At 38.1% G+C, this 21,039-nt stretch carries 15 protein-coding genes; all 15 read left to right on the plus strand.

Features of this window, described 5'->3' with window-relative positions:
* The first annotated feature begins 2 nt into the window (after positions 1-2).
* A complete protein-coding gene (locus WC623_RS19100) occupies positions 3-1,037 on the plus strand; it encodes a tetratricopeptide repeat protein (protein ID WP_372854076.1) in 1,035 nt (344 codons plus the stop codon).
* Positions 1,015-1,809, plus strand: coding sequence for a DUF4292 domain-containing protein (locus WC623_RS19105; protein WP_372854078.1), 795 nt, complete (start codon positions 1,015-1,017; stop codon positions 1,807-1,809). Before WC623_RS19100 ends, WC623_RS19105 begins: the two co-directional genes overlap by 23 nt.
* A 22-nt stretch (positions 1,810-1,831) precedes the next feature.
* A complete protein-coding gene (locus tag WC623_RS19110) occupies positions 1,832-3,136 on the plus strand; it encodes a murein hydrolase activator EnvC (protein WP_372854080.1) in 1,305 nt (434 codons plus the stop codon).
* A 55-nt stretch (positions 3,137-3,191) separates the two neighbouring features.
* Positions 3,192-3,710 carry a twin-arginine translocase TatA/TatE family subunit gene (locus WC623_RS19115; RefSeq protein WP_372854082.1) on the plus strand — a complete coding sequence of 173 codons (519 nt, stop codon included), beginning with the start codon at positions 3,192-3,194 and terminating at the stop codon, positions 3,708-3,710.
* Positions 3,711-3,720: 10 nt separating this feature from the next.
* On the plus strand, positions 3,721-3,927 hold the full coding sequence (locus tag WC623_RS19120; RefSeq protein ID WP_349786617.1) for a twin-arginine translocase TatA/TatE family subunit: 207 nt from the start codon (positions 3,721-3,723) through the stop codon (positions 3,925-3,927).
* Between the two features lie 40 nt (positions 3,928-3,967).
* Positions 3,968-5,392, plus strand: coding sequence for an Asp-tRNA(Asn)/Glu-tRNA(Gln) amidotransferase subunit GatA (gene gatA, locus WC623_RS19125; RefSeq protein WP_372854085.1), 1,425 nt, complete (start codon positions 3,968-3,970; stop codon positions 5,390-5,392).
* A gap of 97 nt (positions 5,393-5,489) precedes the next feature.
* Positions 5,490-6,716, plus strand: coding sequence for a transglycosylase SLT domain-containing protein (locus WC623_RS19130; RefSeq protein ID WP_372854087.1), 1,227 nt, complete (start codon positions 5,490-5,492; stop codon positions 6,714-6,716).
* A gap of 79 nt (positions 6,717-6,795) precedes the next feature.
* On the plus strand, positions 6,796-9,111 hold the full coding sequence (locus WC623_RS19135) for an NADP-dependent malic enzyme (RefSeq protein ID WP_372854089.1): 2,316 nt from the start codon (positions 6,796-6,798) through the stop codon (positions 9,109-9,111).
* A gap of 5 nt (positions 9,112-9,116) precedes the next feature.
* Positions 9,117-9,701, plus strand: a complete 585-nt coding sequence (gene ruvA / locus WC623_RS19140; RefSeq protein WP_372854091.1) for a Holliday junction branch migration protein RuvA — start codon at positions 9,117-9,119, stop codon at positions 9,699-9,701.
* 9 nt (positions 9,702-9,710) lie between these two features.
* Positions 9,711-16,898, plus strand: a complete 7,188-nt coding sequence (sprA, locus tag WC623_RS19145) for a cell surface protein SprA (protein WP_372854093.1) — start codon at positions 9,711-9,713, stop codon at positions 16,896-16,898.
* 100 nt (positions 16,899-16,998) lie between these two features.
* On the plus strand, positions 16,999-17,379 hold the full coding sequence (gcvH, locus tag WC623_RS19150) for a glycine cleavage system protein GcvH (protein WP_372854095.1): 381 nt from the start codon (positions 16,999-17,001) through the stop codon (positions 17,377-17,379).
* Positions 17,380-17,382: 3 nt separating this feature from the next.
* A complete protein-coding gene (locus WC623_RS19155; RefSeq protein ID WP_372854097.1) occupies positions 17,383-17,790 on the plus strand; it encodes a VanZ family protein in 408 nt (135 codons plus the stop codon).
* Positions 17,791-18,065: 275 nt separating this feature from the next.
* On the plus strand, positions 18,066-18,281 hold the full coding sequence (locus tag WC623_RS19160; protein ID WP_349786609.1) for a FeoA family protein: 216 nt from the start codon (positions 18,066-18,068) through the stop codon (positions 18,279-18,281).
* A 4-nt stretch (positions 18,282-18,285) separates the two neighbouring features.
* Positions 18,286-20,403 (plus strand): ferrous iron transport protein B, encoded by a 2,118-nt coding sequence (feoB, locus tag WC623_RS19165; RefSeq protein WP_372854100.1) that lies wholly within the window; start codon positions 18,286-18,288, stop codon positions 20,401-20,403.
* 18 nt (positions 20,404-20,421) lie between these two features.
* A complete protein-coding gene (locus WC623_RS19170) occupies positions 20,422-21,039 on the plus strand; it encodes a SprT-like domain-containing protein (protein WP_372854102.1) in 618 nt (205 codons plus the stop codon).

Consider the following 21,039-nt stretch of genomic DNA (forward strand, 5'->3'; position numbering starts at 1 on the left):
ATATGAAATATAAAGTGTTTTTAATGGTATTGCTGGGCTATGCTCCAGTTGTGTTTGCACAGAGGCCTGTGGGATCTGTTGCAGATACAACCTTGATAAAAACACTTTATTTTGCTGGTCTACGTGATAAATTGAACGAAGATTATAGTAAAGCGAATGAGGTATTCAATAAAATACTGCAACTGGATGATAAAAATGCGGCTGTTTACTATGAGATTGCTGTAGTAAATTACCGGCAGAATAATTTGGTTGAGGCCGAGCTGGCGATCAAAAGGGCGACCGCACTGGATGTTAGTAACACCTGGTACTGGATGTTGATGGCTGAGCTGTACAAGCGAAAAGGAGACATGGAGGCGATGACCGGTGCTTTGGATCAGTTAATCAGGTTGTCGCCAGACAGAGTTGAGTATTATTTTGATCGGTCTAATGCCTATTTACTTGCTGGTAAAGTTGCTGAGGCAATGAAGGGCTATGATGAACTAGAAAAGAAGTTTGGACAATCTGAAGACCTGTCGAGGGCCAGAAGGCGGGTAACTTCGGGTGTAAAGCCAGGTGATGAGAACAAACCTGCAGAACTGACTGATGACGATCAAAATATTTTGCTTGCAGAGAGCTTGTACAAAAAAGGAGATTTGCAAGGTGCGCTGGTATTGTTTAAAGCAGTTCTTGAATCGGACGATCAACCTTATAGGGCTTGGGAGCAAGCTTTAAATATACAGTTGCTTTTGAAGCAATATAAAGATGTAATTAATACTGCTGATGCAGCTCTTTCAATATATCCAAACCAGGCTATTTTATATTATTTCATGGCTTTGGCCCAGCATAAGGATCATCAGGATTTGACCGCTTTAACAACAGTTAAATCTGCGTTGCAACTGGATCCCGAGAATGGTATATATCTGGAATTATATGGCGATTTATTGTTTTTAACAGGGGATAAGGCCGCTGCATTAATGCATTGGAAAAAGGCAAAGACATCGGGTAATGGCTCAGAAAAACTAAATAGAAAGATCAATGAAGGGAAATATTTGGAATAGTTTATTGCTGGCAGTTTTACTTTCAACTACTTTGCTGGCTTGTAAAACAAGGAAGTTGGCTGGTACAGTAAAGCCTCCTGCTACTGTAACTGAATTGAGTAGTAAAAAAGCAGAGAACATCAATCTTTTAAAATCTAAGGATTTTACTTTTAATACTTTGGCGATAAAGACTAAAGCTAAAATTGATATTGATGGAAGTAAAAATAATGCAACCATGAATATCAGAATGGAGAAAGGTAAAAGGATTTGGGTTAGTATTACTGCATTAGCGGGTATCGAAATCGCAAGAGCTTTAATTACGCCTGATAGTGTTAAAGTGAGAAATAATTTCCAATCTGTATATTTAAAAAAGCCCTTTAGTTATTTGCATCGCTATGCAAATAAGCAATTAAGTTTTGATTGGCTGGAGTCCATTTTATCAGGTAATACCATTGCTGATTTTGTAAATGAAAAAGCTACGATTAATGTGAACGATGGACTATGGATGCTAGATGGAGAGAAAGAGACAATTGCGTTTAAAGTGTTTTTTGATGCATTGTTAAAGGTGAGAGAAAATAACATTAATGATATAAAAGCTGGCCAGGCTTTAAAGGTTGTTTACACCGGGACCTACCATGATATTAACGGAGCCTTATTGCCCCAGGGAGCAACAATTAGTTCTAGAGTTGGGGGTAAAAATGTAAATATTGAATTGGAGTATTCTAGTATTGAGCGCAATGTTAATCTTGAATTTCCGTTTACTGTTCCAGGGAGGTATGAAGTTTTACACTAATTTTTTTCATACTTTTGAGCCAATGAAGTTAAGTAAATTTCTTTTCCTGCTGTTATTTGTACTATCTGCGTCTGTCACATTTGCTCAAAGTAGTACCGAATTAAAAAGAAAAAAAGAGGCCATACAAAGAGAGATCGAGCTGTTGCAGCGAAACCTTAACAAAACTGCAAATAGTAAGAAGTTGACTCTAGGTCAGATCAACGCATTAAACAAGAAGATCAGTTTAATGCAGGACAAGATTACGGTGATCAACTCCGAAATTAAAAATCTTGATAATCAGATCCACGAAAATACCAATACTGTTATTAATCTGAAAGGTCAGCTTGGCCAACTGAAGAAAGAGTATGGCGCGATGATCAGATTTGCTCAACGCAATAAAAATGCATATGATAAGATGATGTTCATTTTTGCAGCAAAAGATTTTAATCAGGCTTATAAACGGATCAAATATCTGCAGCAATTTGGTCAGTATCGTAAAAAGCAGGCTGGTTATATTCAGGGAACTCAAAAAGAACTGAATTATAAGATTGTTATTTTAGATAAAAACCTGAAAGAAAAGAGTAATCTTTTGCATGAACAGGAAAATGAAAAAGATAAGCTTGGTAAAAATAAAAACCAGCAATCTGCGGTTTTAAATAAATATAGTAAACAGGAAAAGAAATTCCGTCAGGATATTGCCAGTAGAAAGAAACAACAGGCTCAGCTAGATAGAAGTATCAGGGCTGCCATTGTTCGTGAGATTGAGTTAGAACGGAGGCGTGCTGAAGCTGCCGCTAAGGCCGCTGCTGCTAAAGCTGCCGCAGCCGCTGCTGCTGCTGCTGCAAAGGCAAAAGCTGAAAACAGACCCGCGCCTGCTACACCTGCACCTGCTGCTAAACCAAAAGCAAATAGCAGTGGTTATCTGGCTGCAACGCCAGAGGCTGCAAGGTTATCTGCCGCCTTTGAAAGTAATCGCGGCTCATTGCCATGGCCTGTTGCGACAGGTTCTATTACTGAAAGCTTTGGTAAGCATAAAGAAGGACAAGCTAGTTACGACAATGCGGGTGTTACAATCCAGACCGCTGAGGGGGCTAGTGTAAGGGCTGTATTTAACGGCAAGGTGAGCAAAGTAGGTAACGCATTGGGTAGATATTATGTGCTGATTAAACATGGGCAATTCTTTACAGTTTACCAAAACCTGAGATCTGTTAGTGTTAGTGCTGGTGATGATGTAAGCACCAAGCAAAATATTGGTACTGTGGCTTCTTCGGGAGATATTCCGGAATTACAGTTCCAGATTTACAGAGGGGCAGTTGCGCAAAATCCTGCCGCGTGGATAGCCAAATAAACTTTTGCAATTAATTGTTTATATTTGTTTAATAGAAGTTAAAATAAAGATTGAAATGTATACAGGCACGTTAGTGGAGTTCTTGAATATGGGTGGTGGCGAGATAATGCTCATCATGATCGTAGTACTTTTGTTATTTGGAGGTAAAAAATTACCAGAATTGGCACGGGGACTTGGAAAAGGACTGAGAGATTTTAAAGATGCATCTGACGGTGTGAAGCGTGAAATCCATAGAAATATTAATAGTGCTGGTATTACTGATGAGATCAATGAGTTTAAGTCTACCTTCAGTGCTGATGATACAGGTAACAACAGGCCACATAATTATGATTATAAACCTGGAGAGGATATGTACAGCAGTGACAGTCATGACAGTAACCCTGGATATAATGATGAAACTGCTCATTACAATAGTACTTTAGATAGTGATCATTCTGTGAATACTGAAAGTACTACAAATAAAAATGTAGAAAATAATACAGATAACATTGAACCTGCAGATGATCTTGATAATGTGAAATATGCTGCACATAGTGAACACACGAAAACAGAAACAGATAAAACTAAACTTTAATTAAAATATCATGTTTGACACAACAATATTAGCTTTTGGACTAGGAGGCGGAGAGATCGCAGTTATAGTAGTGATTGTTTTGCTACTTTTTGGAGGTAAAAAAATCCCTGAATTGATGCGTGGCCTAGGTAAAGGTATTAAGGAATTTAAAGACGGTAAAGACGGTGCTGATGATGCTGTTGAGCAAAATCAAAGTAACACCAATAAACCATTGTAGGTTTAGGAATCCGATTTTTTAATTTAATGAATTCTTGATTTTGAAGAAGTATACCTCCTTACAAGAGATACAAACCCTTATTGGGCAAAAAAAGCTCAGTTTGCCAGAGTTATTAGATCATTATTTCAAGCAAATAGAAAAACATAAACACCTCAATGCGTTTAATGAGGTGTTTTTTTATTCTGCAGATCTTCAGGCTAAACGCGTACAGGAAAAAATAGATGCCGGAACTGCAGGTAGGTTGGCGGGAATGGTGATTGGAATAAAAGATAATATCTGTTATAAGGATCATCAGGTTACTGCTTCCTCTAAAATGCTGGAAGGCTTTGTTTCATCTTATTCTGCTACTGTTGTTGAACGTTTAATCAGTGAAGATGCTGTCATTATTGGCAGGCTGAACTGTGATGAGTTTGCCATGGGAGGCTCTAATGAGACTTCATATTACGGGCCAGTAAAAAATGCAGCAGATAGTGACAAGGTTGCTGGGGGATCGTCCGGTGGCTCTGCTGTTGCAGTACAAGCCGATCTGTGTTTGTCTGCACTTGGAACAGATACTGGTGGTTCTGTAAGACAACCAGCCGCTTTTTGTGGCTGTATCGGCTTGAAGCCTACTTATGGCAGGATTTCCAGATATGGTGTGATTGCTTATGCTTCTTCTTTTGATCAGGTTGGTACGATTACTTCGTCTGTAACGGATGCCGCAATTTTATTGGAAGTTCTGGCGGGGGCTGATGAGCATGACAGTACTGTTTCTAAACATAATGTACCTGATTATTTGAGTAAACTTAATGATATAGGGACTAAAAAGATTGCTGTTCTAAAAGAAACTTTAGAAAGTGATGCGCTTGATGCAGATATTAAGAAAGCTATATTAACAGCTATTGAAGGATTTAAGGCACAAGGGCATACTGTAACTTATGTTTCTTTTGATATGTTAGATTATCTTGTTCCTGCTTATTATGTGTTGACTACTGCAGAGGCTTCTTCTAACTTATCGCGCTATGATGGAGTTCATTATGGTCACCGTAACCTAGAAGCTGCAAGTTTAAACGATCTTTACAAACAGTCCAGGGCAGAAGGTTTTGGTGAGGAAGTGAAGCGTCGTATTTTATTAGGTACTTTTGTTTTGAGTGCGGGTTATTATGATGCTTATTATCAGAAAGCTCAGCAGGTAAGACGGTTGATCAGGGAAAAGATGGAAGAATTACTTGGCAGTTTCGATATTCTAATTAGCCCGGTTACACCTACTCCAGCATTTAATATAGGTGAGAATATTGACGATCCTTTGGTGATGTATCTTGCAGATATATATACTGTATTAGCGTCGTTGACAGGAATACCGGCAATTGCAATTCCTTTGGGCAATAATCCTGAGGGTTTACCGTTAAGTATACAATTAATGGCCAGGCATTTTGGAGAACAGGACCTTTTGTCCTTATCTCAGGCCTTTTTGAAAACTAAATAATCTTGACAGTTTAACAAACCAGGCAACTAAACCACCACCTCTTTTGAATACCGCCTGAAATAGATTTTATTAACCGATAAAAAGGAATAATACGCCTATGAAGAACATAGTACGCTTAGTGTCCGCTTGCTTTTTAGCTGTAACAGGTCTTACTGCAGCAGCACAACAAAAGCCACAACTGGAATTAACAGATACTACTAGCGTTCCCATTGTGTATGAGGGACCTACTTTTTATAACCATAATTATGTTTATAAAGCAAGGCTCGACTCTATTCAGAAAATGGTGCCTCTTAATTATAATGAGTATGTACAGAATTACATAGACATTTATGCTGGTAGGAAAGATATGATGGGTAAAATGCTTGGACTTTCGAGTTACTATTTCCCTATTTTTGAAAAAGCACTTAAGAGTTATAATATTCCGGAAGAGATTAAATATCTTCCAATTATTGAGTCTTCAATGAATCCTCATGCTGTATCGAGGGTTGGTGCTACAGGTTTATGGCAGTTCATGTTTGCTACAGCAAAAGATTACGGTTTGAATATGGACAACTTTGTTGATGAGCGTAAAGATCCTATTCAAGCAAGCTATGCTGCAGCTGCTTATTTTAGAGATGCCTATGAGGAATTGGGAGACTGGTTACTAGCTATCGCTGCTTATAATTGTGGTAAAGGGAATGTGAACCGTGCAATTGCCAAAGCCGGTTCCAGGGATTTCTGGGAGATCAGAAGATTTCTGCCGATGGAAACCCGCAATTATGTCCCCGCTTTTATTGCTGCGGTATATGTTATGAACTGTCCGTCCAATCATCAGATTAAATCACAAAAATCATCTTTTATAAGAAATACAGATATCATTCAGGTCAATCGCTTTGTGTCTTTAGCCTCGTTAGCTGAAGCGCTTAATATTGATTTGGAAGAGTTGTCGGCTTTAAATCCTTCTTATAAGAAGAAGATTATAAATGGTACTCAGGAATTGCCAAAGCGGGTGATTTTACCAAAGGTAAGCCTGACTAGTTTCGCAAGTGTGTACCACTTGTTGAATGAAGAAGAGGAAATTGATGTAAATAAGCACGTTGTTCTTGCTTCTAACGACAGAAGTGTAAAGTCTAAGTCTGTTTCTCTTGCCAGTAAAGCTGCGGTTTTATATCATAAAGTTGCTCCTGGACAAAATTTAAGCATTATCGCAGATAAATACAATGTTGAAGTACAAGATTTAAAAGTGTGGAATGGCTTGAAAGGAAGTGGAATTGTTCCTGGTCAGAAATTGAAAGTGTATCGTAAAACGGCCGGAAAAAGTACCCCTCGATCTAACAGAACTTAATATTTTATAAGTATTTCTTTTTGTATATGGCTTATCAAAAGAATTGTAACTTTGGGCCGTTTACATATAAGATCATTTTATGAGTAAGATTAATAGGAAGCAGGACGCGTTAGATTACCACTCGCAAGGAAGACCCGGAAAAATTGAAGTTATACCAACTAAACCAACAAACTCTCAAAGAGATCTGGCACTTGCCTACTCACCAGGTGTTGCTGAACCTTGTTTAAAAATAGCCGAAAACACAGAAGACGTTTATAAATATACAGCTAAAGGTAATCTTGTTGCTGTTATTAGCAATGGTACTGCTGTTTTAGGGCTAGGTAATATTGGACCTGAGGCTGGGAAACCAGTTATGGAGGGGAAGGGCTTACTGTTTAAGATATTTGCGGATATTGACGTTTTTGACCTTGAACTGGATGTTACGAATGTTGATGACTTTGTTAAAATTGTAAAAGCATTAGAACCTACTTTTGGTGGGGTCAATTTAGAAGATATTAAAGCACCTGAGTGTTTTGAAATTGAACGTCGTTTAAAGGAAGAAATGAAGATTCCTGTAATGCACGATGATCAGCATGGTACAGCCATTATTTCTGCAGCAGCATTGATCAATGCCTGCGAATTGCAGAAAAAGAAAATGGATAAAATTAAGATTGTTGTTAATGGTGCAGGTGCCGCAGCAATCTCTTGCTCACGCCTTTACGTTTCTTTAGGTGCAAAGAAAGAGAATATTGTAATGTGCGACCGCTCTGGCGTAATCAGAGATAACAGAGAAAACCTTGACGCAATAAAAGCTGAGTTTGCTACTTCAAGGAACTTGAGTACATTGGAAGAGGCGATGAAAGATTCTGATGTGTTTATTGGTTTGTCGTCGGCAGATTGTGTAACCGAAGCTATGTTAAACTCAATGGCGAAAAACCCTATTGTATTTGCAATGGCGAATCCTAATCCTGAGATTGCTTACGAACTGGCGATTAAATCACGTAAAGATATTATTATGGCCACTGGCCGTTCTGATTATCCTAATCAGGTAAATAACGTATTGGGTTTCCCTTATATTTTTAGAGGAGCCCTTGACGTTCGTGCTACTGCGATTAATGAGGAAATGAAAATTGCTGCGGTGAAGGCTATTGCTGAGTTGGCAAAGAAATCAGTTCCTGAGGCTGTAAATATGGCCTATAATGAGAAAAATATCAAATTTGGTAAGGAGTATATTATTCCGAAACCTATGGATATAAGGTTGATGACAAATGTGTCGACCGCCGTTGCAAAAGCTGCAATTGAATCTGGTGTTGCACGTAAGGTGATTACAGATTGGGACGCTTATGTAGAGGAATTAAAGCTTAGGTTAGGCATGGATGATGCTATTATGCGTGCGATTACGAATAAGGCTAAATCTGATCCGAAGCGTGTTGTTTTTGCTGAAGCAGATAATTACAAGATCTTAAAAGCAGCTCAGATTGTTAAGGACGAGAATATTGCTATCCCTATTTTATTGGGAAATAAAGAAACTATTGAACGGATTATTGCTGAAAGTGCATTGGATTTAGAGGGTGTAACCATAATAGATCCGTTTAAGGAACCTGAGCAGATGCAGAAATATGGTCAATATTTATACGAAAAAAGACAACGTAGAGGTTTGACTTTATTTGAGGCGACTAAGCAAATGCGTGACAGAAATTATTTTGGAGCTGCTATGGTGGAGTTTGGTGAAGCTGATGCATTGATTTCTGGACTGACCAGGAATTATGTGTCGACCATTAAACCAGCTTTACATGTAATTGGAACTGCTCCTGATGTAAATCGTGTTGCCGGAATGTACATGATGATGACCAAGAAGGGGCCTGTGTTCTTTGGTGATACAACTGTTAATGTTGATCCTACAGCTGAGGAGCTGGTTGATTTAACATTGTTAATGGAACGTGCCGTTAGTAAGTTTAACATTAAGCCTCGTATTGCTTTGTTGTCTTATTCTAACTTTGGCTCTAACGAAGGTGATGTTCCTGAAAAAGTAAGGAAAGCAGTTAAGATATTACATGAGCAGCATCCTGATATTATAGTTGATGGAGAGATGCAAGGTAACTTTGCGATGAATAACGAGCTGCTAAAAGGGAATTTCCCTTTCAGTAAATTGGTTGATGGTCCTGCGAATACTTTGATATTCCCTAATTTGGAGTCTGGTAACATCGCTTATAAATTATTGCAGGAATTGGGTGAGACAGAAGCAATCGGACCAATCTTGCTAGGTTTAAATAAGCCTGTTCATATTGTTCAACTTGGAAGTTCAGTAAGAGAGATTGTAAATATGGTTACCTTAGCTGTTTTAGATGTTCAAGGTAAAGAACAGGAAGCAAGCGCTAAAAAAGGCGGTTTATTAAAGAGAATAGCTAAAAAATAAATATTATGTTTGAATATATTGATGGTAGACTAGCGTTTAAATGTCCTACTTATATTGTTGTGGAGGCAGGCGGTGTCGGCTATCATCTGAATATATCTTTAAATACTTATAGCAGTCTGCCAAGTACGGAAAGGTGTAAGATTTATACCTGGCTGCATGTAAAAGAAGATGCGCATACCCTTTATGGCTTTGCTGATGAAGGGGAGCGCAGGCTTTTTTTACATTTAATTTCGGTGTCTGGGATAGGACCAAATACTGGAAGGATGATGTTGTCGTCCATTACTCCAGTTGAAATTCAAACAGCAATTGTAAATGCTGATCTTCCGCTGATCCAGAGAATTAAAGGGATAGGGGCGAAGACTGCACAACGATTGGTTCTTGAATTACAAGATAAATTGAAAAAAGAAGGATCGGGATCGCTAATCTCGGCACCTTTAAATAATACAGTGCGAGAAGAAGCATTATCGGCATTAATGATGCTCGGTTTTATGAAACTTGCTTCTGAAAAGGCAATAGACAAAGCAGTGAAAGATGGTGGCCAGGAATTGTCTGTTGAACAAATGATTAAAATAGCATTGAAGAATTTATAAAAATAGCCATTGAAAACTCTATTAACGCTATTGCTCTTCCTGATAGTTTGTTTTGGTGGACAGCGGACATTTTCGCAGGTTAGCCCTAAAAAAGTAGTACAGGATACGTCGCGTAATTCTTTCGGCCTGAAAGAAAAGCAAAGACTTGGCATAAGATCTATGTCGAGCCCTTTTTATCCATTGCCAGAAAATGTGCAGAGAAAGGTAGAATATGACGCATTAAATAAAAGATATAACATCCAGGAATATATTGGGGATAAGCCTTTTGGGCCGCCACAGTATTTAACAATTGAAGAATACCTGCGTTTGGTAAACAGTGAAATTAAACGTGAAAACTGGCGTACTTTTTCAGATCAGGAAGTAACTGAAGTTAGAAGAACAGGTATCATTCCAAGTTTAAAGATCAATAGCAAATCATTTGAACGAATATTCGGAGGAAGTACAATAGATATTCAACCCCGAGGTGAAGCTGAACTTACTTTTCTAGGTAGGATCAATAAAAATGAAAACCCAATGTTCAACGAGCGTCAAAGGGTCCAGGGGAACTTTGATTTTAACCAACGTATTCAGATGGATGTGATCGGTAATATCGGGTCCAAGTTGAAAATCAATATGAATTACAACACCGAAGCTCAGTTTGATTTTGAGAATCAGGTGAAACTTGACTATACGGGGGGCGAGGATGACATTATACAAAAAATAGAAGCAGGTAATGTTAGTTTACCTTTAAATACCACGCTGATAAATGGTACGCAAGCCTTGTTCGGGGTTAAGACACAATTGAAATTTGGTCGATTGAATGTTGCAACTGTTTTTACTCAGCAAAAATCTCAATCACGCCAGATTCAGATTAATAATGGGGGACAACAAAACGAATTTAGGTTAAGTGCAGACAATTACGAGGCGAATAAACACTTTTTCCTGGCTCAGTATTTTAGAGATAATTACAACAAATCGCAAAGTAATCCGCCTACGATTACCTCGGGTGTGTTGATTACAAGGATAGAAGTCTGGATTACAAATAAGGCAGGTAGTACGCAGGATTCCAGGGATGTATTAGGTTTTATGGATTTAGGTGAGAATAAACCATATAACCCAGTGCTTGTTGGCGGGCGTTCGGTGCTGCCTTCGGGTTTTACAAATCCGGTATTCCCAAGAAGTTCCAATGACCTTCTGGAAAAAATTCCGGCAGACTCACGCAATACAAATTCTAATTCCATTATTAATTATTTCGATGATAAAGGAAAAACAGATAATTATGCCAAGTTAACTTATGCAAGGAAATTGGCAGATAGAGAGTATTCCTTTCACCCTCAATTAGGATACATTTCATTAAATAATAGTTTAAATAGTGACGAGGTACTTACAGTAGCTTTTAGATATACATTTAATGGAGTAGAATATCAGGTGGGTGAATTTGCAACTGATGTGCCTTTTGATCCGGGAACGCCAAAGGTATTGTATACCAAGTTACTTAAAAATGAAACCATAAAAACCAATTTGCCAACCTGGGGCCTGATGATGAAGAATATTTATTCTATCGGGGGGTATCAGATTAGTCAGCAGAATTTTAAACTCGACATTTTAAGAATTGATGAAAAAACGGGGGTTGAAAAACCGCTGATACAGGAAGGTGAAAAACTGGATGCAGAGCGGAGGCCACTTAATGGTAAGCAATGGATTCAGGTGACAGGGCTGGACAGGCTAAATCAACAAAAAGAACGGAAACCTGATGGAGTATTTGATTTTGAAGTAGAGAACAAACCATTCGGATCTAGTCCTAATAGTGGACAAAATTCGTCGTTTAATAACAGTAGTAACAACAGCTCTACGACAAATAGCCAGATTAATTTTTCGACCAATACAATTAACGGTTATATCACTATTGATCCATTAAATGGCAGGATGATTTTTCCACTTATTGAACCTTTTGGGGATGACTTGGCAGACCAGTTTTTGCCATCAGAACAAGTGTTGATTGACAAATATTCTTTCAGGGCATTGTATGACTCGACCAAGGTTGTTGCTCAGCAATTGTTTAGTAATCAGAATCGCTATGTAATTAAAGGAGCATATCAATCTGAAATTTCATCGGAATTTAGTTTGAACTCTATTAATGTGCCGGAGGGTTCTGTTAAAGTGTTTGCAGGTACGATTCCTTTACAGGAAGGGGCAGACTTTACAGTAGATTATCAAGGAGGCAGAGTGCGGATTATTAATCCTGCTTTATTAACATCCGGGCAGCCAATCAGAATATCTACAGAAAATAATGAGTTGTTTGGATTGCAGCAGCGCTCCTTATTTGGTACGCGTCTCGATTATAAAGTGAACAACAAGTTGAACCTTGGGGGTACGTTTATGAACCTTACCGAGAAGCCGCTTACACCGAAAGTTAATATAGGTGAAGAACCTATTTCAAACACGATGTGGGGGCTGGATATGAACTATAGTTCTCCATCAAGGTTTCTAACAAAGATGGTTGATAAGCTACCGTTTATATCTACAAAAGCGCCATCGAATATTACATTCGCAGCAGAATTTGCCCAGTTAATTCCCGGACACCCAAGTGCATTAAATTTTGGTGGTAAAAAGGGTGGTGTAAGTTACCTGGATGATTTTGAGGCCTCTAGATCTGTGATTGATTTGAAGAGTGCGATTGCCTGGCAGTTATCTGGAACGCCTCAGCTTTTTCCTGAAGCTGATAGAATTGATGACCTGAGTTATGGTTTTAACCGTGCAAGGATTGCTTTTTATAATATAGATCCTATTTTTTACAATAGGAATTCTGGAGATATACCTTCCAGCTTGCGGAACAATGTTACCGAGCGCTCTAACCACTATGTACGTGAGATCATTGAGCAGGAAGTATTCCCTTTTAAAGAGACGAGTACCGGACAAGCCATTACTTTGCCGACCTTGGATGTCGCTTTTTATCCGACGATTCGTGGGCCATATAACTATACCACTACAGGGTTTAATGCTAATGGAACACTTACAAACCCTAAATCGAGATGGGGTGGTTTGTTCAGAAGAATTGAGACTACAGATTTCCAGGCATTGAATATTGAGTATATTGAGCTTTGGGTAATGGATCCGAACATTTATAAACCTAATTCTGCAGGTGGTGATCTTTACTTTAATCTCGGTAATATTTCAGAAGATATTTTAAAGGATGGCCGTAAGTCGTTAGAAAATGGTTTGCCGGCCAATGGCGATTCAAATGCTTATGACGAAACCAAATGGGGTAGGGTGCCAAAATTACAACCGGTAATACAAGCATTTGATAATGACCCGGCAGCAAGAAAAGCCCAGGATGTTGGTTTAGATGGATTGTCTAATGCCGACGAGAAAGTGAAATTTGGTCAATTGATAGATCAGATTAAAGCTCAGCTTAATCCAGATGCGGCAGCAGAACTTGATAATGATCCTTCTTCTGATGATTACATGTATTTTAGAGGGAGACAACAAGATCAGGCAAATGCGGGTATATTGAAACGTTACCAGCGTTATAACGGTCCTGAAGGAAATTCTAAAACTTCGCAGCAATCGCAGGAAGATTTTGGAGTTGATAATTCAGCTTCTACTTCATTGCCTGATGGGGAAGACATCAACAGGGATAACAACATGACACAAAGTGATGAGTATTTCCAGTATAAGGTTTCTATGCGTCCGGGAGATTTAATGGTTGGACAGAACTTTGTAACTGATAAAGTAACATCACAGGTTAAGCTGGCAAATGGTCAGACACAGCCGGTAACCTGGTACCAGATCAGAATTCCTTTAGCACAGTATCAGCAAAAGGTTGGGAATATACAAGATTTTAAATCGATTCGGTTTGTAAGGATGTTCTTAACTAATTATGCCGATACAACGGTATTGAGATTTGGAAAAATTCAATTGGTAAGAGGTGAATGGAGACAATATAATTCGACTAACGAAGCTTCACAAGTTATTCTTGACCCGACTTTACAAAATCTTGGACCTGATAATTCGACAATAGAAATATCGACCGTAAATATTGAGGAAAATGGTAAAAGAACACCGATCCCTTATGTAGTTCCACCGGGTATTGAAAGAGAGCGTGATTTTAGTAATTATCGTGGTGATACCAGGCAGAATGAGCAGTCGCTTGCTGTTACGGTAAAGAACCTGCGTGATGGCTACGGTAGGGCTACATTTAAAACAGCATTGAATGATTTCAGGTCGTACAAGCATCTGGAAATGTTTATCCATATGGAAGCACTGGGAAATTCTGTTCTTAATGATTATGACCTAAATGCTTTTCTAAGAATTGGTACAGATAACCAGGATAACTATTATGAATATTCCCAACCTTTAAAAGTAACACGACCAGGTACAAGCGATCCTTATTCTATTTGGCCAGATCAGAATAAAATGGATATTTCCCTGGAGTTGTTTCAACAGGCTAAACTGGCAAGGAATAAGGCTCTGGATGTTGATGGGCTACCCTGGAACATTAGCAAACCATTTAAGTATGAGGTAGACGGGAAAACGATTATTGTTAAGGGACAACCCGACATGAGTAAGGTGAGGGTGTATATGTTAGGGGTGATCAACCCTTATAGAAATGCGGCAACAGGTTCATCAGATGATGGCCTTGATAAAAGTGCACAAGTTTGGTTCAATGAAATGCGACTGACTGAATTTGACGAACGTGGAGGTTGGGCAGCAACGGCGAGGATGAATGCGCAGCTGGCAGATTTTGCGGATATAAATGTATCTGGTAGTAAATCGACCATAGGTTTTGGATCTTTAGAGAAAAGGGTGAGCGAGAGAAACCGTACAGATAATGTGTTCTTTGATATTTCATCGAGTATGGAATTGGGTAAGTTCTTTCCTCAGAAAACGGGAATTAAGATTCCAATGTTTGTAAGTTATTCAAGCCAGGTAAGTACTCCTCAGTATGATCCGAAGACACCTGATATTGAACTTAAAAATGCATTGGATAATGCTTCGAAATCGGAGAAAAAAGCAATTCTGGAATATGCCCAGGATTATACTACAAGAAACAGTATCAACTTTACCAATGTTCGTAAGGAACGTACAAATCCTGAGAAGAAACCACAGGTATGGGACGTTGAAAACTTCAATGTAAGCTATGCATATACCAAACTTGCACATCGTGATTTTATCAACGAGAGAAATACACAAGAGACGTATAGAGGATCTTTGGCATACAATTATTCCGGACAATCTAAAACTGTAGAGCCCTTTGCTAAAATTATCAAATCGAATACCTTAGCGCTTTTACGTGATTTTAATATAAATCTTGTACCTAATGCTTTAAATTTCAGAATTGATGTAGATCGGTATTATTCGGAAAATAGATTGAGAAATAATGACCCGAATAATTCTATCCCGATCAATACTACGTTTAATAAGAATTTCCTTGTTACACGTGTTTACGGTATATCATGGAGTTTAACAAAATCGCTAACACTTGATTTTGATGCAACAAATTATTCAATTATTGACGAGCCTGATGGTAAAATTGAAGGCATGAAAAGGGATACTTTGTGGCAGAATTTAAAACGTCTGGGTAGGACAACCGACTACAACCACAATATGAACATCACCTATTCTTTACCTTTTAATAAAATTCCGGGTATGGACTGGGTAACTGTTGCAACAAGATATGGAACTAACTTTAACTGGCAGACTGAGCCATTATCGACGCTTAGAGATCCATTAATAGATCTAGGTAATACTATTCAAAACTCGAAGACTATACAGGTAAATCCTACGCTGAACCTGGCAGGTTTATACAATAAATTCGGCTTTGTAAGACGGGCAAATGCAGGTGGAGATAATGCTGCCAAGGGGTCATTCTTTGTTGGTCTCTTAACCGGTATTAAAAATATAAATGCTGCATTTACACAAACAAAAGGAACATTTCTACCAGGATATATGCCAAGGGTGAGTTATTTTGGTTTAGATGAAGTTACAGGGGCTCCTGGACTTGGGTTCGTCTTTGGTAGTCAACGTGACATCAGGGAGATGGCGCTTAATAATGGCTGGATTACAAGAGATACTTTGCAAACTCAGCTTTACATTAATACACTTAGGGAAGATTTAAGTTTAACAGGTTTAATTGAGCCGATTAAAGATTTGAGTATTACACTTACTGCAAATAAAAACAGAACATTGAACTATTCTAGTAATTTTAGATTCGATAGATCAACTCAGAGTTTTGAAAATTTAAGCCCTTTTACTACCGGAGATTACAGTGTTTCCTTCATTTCAATTGGAACAGCATTTTCTGAAAAGCATGGTAGTAGTTTTTCTAAGTTGTTTAATCAGTTTATGTTGAACAGGCAAGTGATTTCTCAGCGTCTTGGTTCACAAAATAACAATTCCAGGGGTTTCAGCTCTGGGGGCTATGCCGATGGTTATGACAAGAATTCGCAGGATGTTATTGTCTCTGCCTTCCTAGCTGCTTATACCGGGAAAAATGCATCATCTAGTAGTTTGAATTCTCTACCTAAAATTCCATTGCCAAACTGGAGATTGAATTATAGAGGATTGTCGCAAATTGGCTTTCTGAAAGAAAGCTTTAGCTCTATCGATTTGAGGCATTCTTACCGCTCAGTATATAGTATCAACGGATTTAATTCATTAATCAGATACCAGGAAACGAATGGTTCTGTAAGTAGTCGCGATGAAAATGATAACTTTTTGCCGCTATATCAATATGCTCAGGTTACCATTGCAGAGCAGTTCTCGCCGCTTATTGGTGTTGATACCCGTTTGAAGAACAATATGACTGCTAATTTTGAAATTGGTAGAACAAGAATGCTGGGGCTTAGCTTAGCTAATAGTCAGCTGGCTCAATTATCAGAAAATAACATGGTTTTCGGTTTGGGATATCGCACGGCTAAATTCAGATTTCCATTCGGATTATTTAAAGAACTGAAAATGGATAATAACATGGACTTTAAATTGGATGTAGCAATACGAGATAATAAAACGGTTATTTACAGGGCTGATGTTGATGAAGCAGAAGTTTCCTCTGGTGCTAAAAATATTACATTACGACCTAGTGTTGATTATATTTTAAATCAGCGTTTTAATGTAAGGGTGTTTTATGATTCTAATGTTACCAAACCTTATACTTCACAAACCTTTAATACTTCGTTCAGCAATTTTGGCTTTAGCTTAAGGATTACACTGAATTAGAGAAGATTTGTTTTAAATGGGCGGATTTAATTACCTTTGAAGGGAATAGGGGACTTTGCTCCTTTTCAATTATAAAATATTGCAACTAACAAATAAAAAAATGAATTTTCCATCAGAATTAAAGTACACTAAAGACCACGAGTGGGTTAGAATTGAAGGTAACGAGGCATATATTGGTATTACTGATTTTGCACAACGTGAGTTGGGTGATATCGTATACATCGACATCAATACTGTAGGTGATGAGGTTAGTCAGGATGATGTATTCGGCACGGTTGAGGCTGTTAAAACAGTTTCAGATTTATTTATGCCTTTAACAGGTACGGTAACTGAAGTTAATGCAGCATTGAACGATAATCCTGAGTTGGTAAATACTGATCCTTATGGTGCTGGATGGATGGTTAAAGTTACTTTAGCAGATGCTTCACAAGCAGAAGGCTTATTAACTGCGGATGCTTATAAAGCACTTGTAGGAGCTTAGTAAATGGGCGTTTTTGGGCAATTAAAATACCAGATCTGGGCCGTGTTATGGGCCATCGTAGTTGTTATTCTTTGCTGTGTAAAGATGCCTTCAGGTGGTGGTGGGGGACTCTTTTTCCCAGGCTTTGACAAGTTTGTCCACATGGGCTTCTTTTATGTCCTGACTATCCTCTTATTTTACGGTAAGATCAATCATCAACATAATTATAGCTTTAGTTCATTAACAATCTTCAAGATCATCGTTTATACAGCTGCTTTAGGAGCTGGAATAGAATTGTTACAATGGAAATTCTTTAGCTACAGGTCTGCCGAATGGTGGGACTTTGGCTGTGATATGATCGGTGTATTTATGGGTGTTTTTAGCTATGTATTACTTCACAAATCAAATTATAATGAAAAGACTAATCGTTAAATTGTTCTTGTTGTTAGTGGTTTGTCTTTTAGGGAGTTGTGCTGTCTTTAACGGTGGTTGTAAATGCCCGAAAGTAAGCTATAACATGTATCCAAAACATTAATAGCCTGATTTGATTGCCCAATATCTGGTTAACAATAAAATGACTAAATAAAGACGGTGTATGGAGAGGATCCTGCACTGTCTTATTTGGAATTATTATAAATTAAGTCTAAATTGCGCCCTATCTGCTAAGGGCAAATACCCGATGCAGCACATACAAACCTTTAATATAGATGAAACTTTCGCAGCTTAATCCCGGAGACAAAGGAACTATCGTAGCATTTACAGACCAGGAAATGTCTGTAAAGTTAATGGAAATGGGTTGCTTGCCCGGAGAGGTTGTAGAAGTTGAGCGATTTGCACCATTAGGTTGTCCTATCGCAATCCGTGTATCTGGATATCAACTCTGTTTACGTAAAAGCGAGGCGTCTGTTATTATAATTCAATAGTGATTTGAAAAAAGATATTAAAATTGCCTTAGTTGGTAATCCTAATACCGGAAAATCTACACTTTTTAATCTTCTTACTGGGTTAAATCAAAAAATAGGAAACTTTCCGGGTATTACAGTAGATAAAAAAGTTGGTTATTGTAAACTGCCAGACGGCAAACATGCAGAGGTTGTAGATTTACCAGGTACCTATAGTTTATATCCCAAAAGTCGTGATGAAAGTATCGTTTTTCAGGTACTGGCAGACAAAAATAATTCAAGTCATCCTGATATAGTGGTTTTGGTTGCAGATGTTACGAATCTGCGTAGGAACTTACTGCTTTACTCACAAGTAGCTGATTTAAAAATTCCTATTGTTTTAGCTTTAAATATGGCCGATATGGCCAAAAAACAAGGAGTTGAGGTTGATGTTGACAAGCTTTCTGAAAGATTAGGGGTTCAGATTGTATCTATCTCTGCAAGGAGTAACTCTGGCCTGGACCAGTTAAAGGCAGCGATTAATAATACGACCAAAATAGCTACGCAAGCTGAGGGTACAGATGTATATATTTTGGCAACCGAAGCTATTGAAAAAGCTAAAACAGTTATTAAAACTGATAATAATTACTTCGCATTGCAGGTGTTGCATCAATATGAAACACTTGATTGCTTTTCTAATGCTGAAAAACTATCATTAGCTCAAATTAGAAAGGAGCATGATTTTGATTCCTCAAAACTTCAGGCTGCTGAAACAGTTGCTCGTTACCGCTTTTTGGGTGGCATATTAAGTGGGATTGTACAAGATACCGGGGCTGCCAGAAAGTTTAATTTTAGTGATAAAATTGATAAGGTTTTAACGAATCGTGTATGGGGATTTGTTATTTTCTTAGCTATATTATTCTTTATTTTCAATGCTATTTTCTCCTGGTCTGCATACCCGATGGAGTTGATTGAAAATTCATTTACCTGGCTTACAGAATATGGACATGCACATCTGCCTGAGGGTATTTTAACCAATCTGTTATTAGATGGGGTGGTTGCCGGACTTGGGGGGGTAGTCATATTTATACCTCAGATTGCCATTCTTTTTGCTTTTATATCCATTCTTGAAGATACCGGCTATATGGCAAGGGTGACTTTCATGATGGATAAAATCATGAGGAAATTTGGTTTAAGTGGAAAATCTGTAGTGCCAATGATCAGTAGTCTGGCTTGTGCTGTGCCTTCCATCATGAGTGCGAGAAACATCGAAAGCTGGAAAGACAGGATCATTACGATAATGGTGGCACCTTTGGTAAGTTGTTCGGCCAGATTACCTGTATATACCTTATTGATTGGACTAGTTGTGCCTGAAAAGATGGTATGGGGTTTTATTAATCTGCAAGGTTTAACACTAATGGGCATGTATGTGGTTAGTATCGTAGCTGCTATACTTGTTGCTTTAGTGATGAGCTTCTTAATTAAAGCTAAAGAGAAATCTTACTTTATTATGGAGATGCCCGTATATCAAATGCCAAGATGGAACAACGTATTGTTTACCATGTACGAGAAGTCAAAAACTTTTGTTGTGGAAGCTGGTAAGGTGATTATTGCTATTTCTATTATTCTTTGGGTAATGGCTAGTTATGGTCCTTCTGATCGTTTTGAACAGATTGATAAGAAGTACGCGGCAATTGAAGCACAAAAAGATAGTGTACAGATCAGCACACTTGAAAGAGATAAGTCTGCTGAGAAACTTGAAAATTCTTATGCTGGTATATTGGGCCATGCAATTGAACCTGCTATTAAGCCATTAGGCTTTGACTGGAAGATTGGAATAGCGCTAATTACGTCATTTGCTGCGCGTGAGGCATTTGTTGGAACCATGGCTACCATTTATAGTGTAGAGGGGGGAGATGAGAATGTAACCAGTATAAGAGATAAAATGAGGGCAGCTAAATTTGGAGATACTGGATTGCCGGTATTTACTTTTGCCACTTCATTCTCACTCATGTTGTTTTATGCATTTGCTATGCAATGTATGAGTACTGTTGCAGTGGTTTACAGAGAAACAAAATCGTGGCGCTGGCCAGGTATTCAGTTGGTTTATATGACAGCCCTTGCTTATGTTGCAAGTTTAATCGCTTATCAGCTTTTAAAGTAAATTAGCTATATTGTGGTTGTGGAAAAGGAAAGCATTTTGTCACAATATATGCCTGTATCGGCTGCGCCGATTATAGCTAAATGGATCGACTATTTTCAGTGTGAATTTAAAATAAGCAAAGGCAGAACCACAAAATTGGGTGATTACAGACATCCTTATAAAGGTGCAGGGCATAAGATTTCTGTGAATAACAATCTCAATTGTTATGCATTTTTGGTGACTACTGTTCATGAGTTTGCACATCTTTTGACCTGGAACGATCATAAGAATAAGGTGAAACCGCATGGTGAAGAGTGGAAATACAATTTCAAAAGAATGATGGTTCCTTTTCTGGAGCAAAGTGTTTTTCCTGAAGATGTTAAAAAAGCCATTGTCAGTTATTTAAGCAATCCTACAGCTGCAAGCTGTACAGACTTAAAACTTTCCAGAGCATTAAAAAAGTATGATGAAGTTAAGGAAGATACTCCAAGACTTGAGGAATTGCCTTTACATGCTGTATTTACAATTAAGGATGGCCGAAAGTTTAAAAAGGGAGAAAAATTAAGAAAAAGGTATCGCTGCACCTGTTTAAATAATGGACACATTTATCTTTTTAATCCTCTTGCAGAAGTTATTGTTGAAGCTACAGGTACCTGA

This window comes from Pedobacter sp. (genome assembly GCF_041645105.1).
Classification (GTDB): Bacteria; Bacteroidota; Bacteroidia; order Sphingobacteriales; family Sphingobacteriaceae; genus Pedobacter.

Bases quoted from the DNA above. Each gene is read 5' to 3' on its own strand.
- WC623_RS19100 (WP_372854076.1), top strand. From the start codon at position 3: ATGAAATATAAAGTGTTTTTAATGGTATTGCTGGGCTATGCTCCAGTT.
- WC623_RS19120 (WP_349786617.1), top strand. From the start codon at position 3,721: ATGTTTGACACAACAATATTAGCTTTTGGACTAGGAGGCGGAGAGATC.
- WC623_RS19135 (WP_372854089.1), top strand. From the start codon at position 6,796: ATGAGTAAGATTAATAGGAAGCAGGACGCGTTAGATTACCACTCGCAA.
- WC623_RS19155 (WP_372854097.1), top strand. From the start codon at position 17,383: ATGGGCGTTTTTGGGCAATTAAAATACCAGATCTGGGCCGTGTTATGG.
- WC623_RS19105 (WP_372854078.1), top strand. From the start codon at position 1,015: ATGAAGGGAAATATTTGGAATAGTTTATTGCTGGCAGTTTTACTTTCA.
- WC623_RS19160 (WP_349786609.1), top strand. From the start codon at position 18,066: ATGAAACTTTCGCAGCTTAATCCCGGAGACAAAGGAACTATCGTAGCA.
- WC623_RS19130 (WP_372854087.1), top strand. From the start codon at position 5,490: ATGAAGAACATAGTACGCTTAGTGTCCGCTTGCTTTTTAGCTGTAACA.
- WC623_RS19110 (WP_372854080.1), top strand. From the start codon at position 1,832: ATGAAGTTAAGTAAATTTCTTTTCCTGCTGTTATTTGTACTATCTGCG.
- ruvA (WP_372854091.1), top strand. From the start codon at position 9,117: ATGTTTGAATATATTGATGGTAGACTAGCGTTTAAATGTCCTACTTAT.
- WC623_RS19115 (WP_372854082.1), top strand. From the start codon at position 3,192: ATGTATACAGGCACGTTAGTGGAGTTCTTGAATATGGGTGGTGGCGAG.
- gcvH (WP_372854095.1), top strand. From the start codon at position 16,999: ATGAATTTTCCATCAGAATTAAAGTACACTAAAGACCACGAGTGGGTT.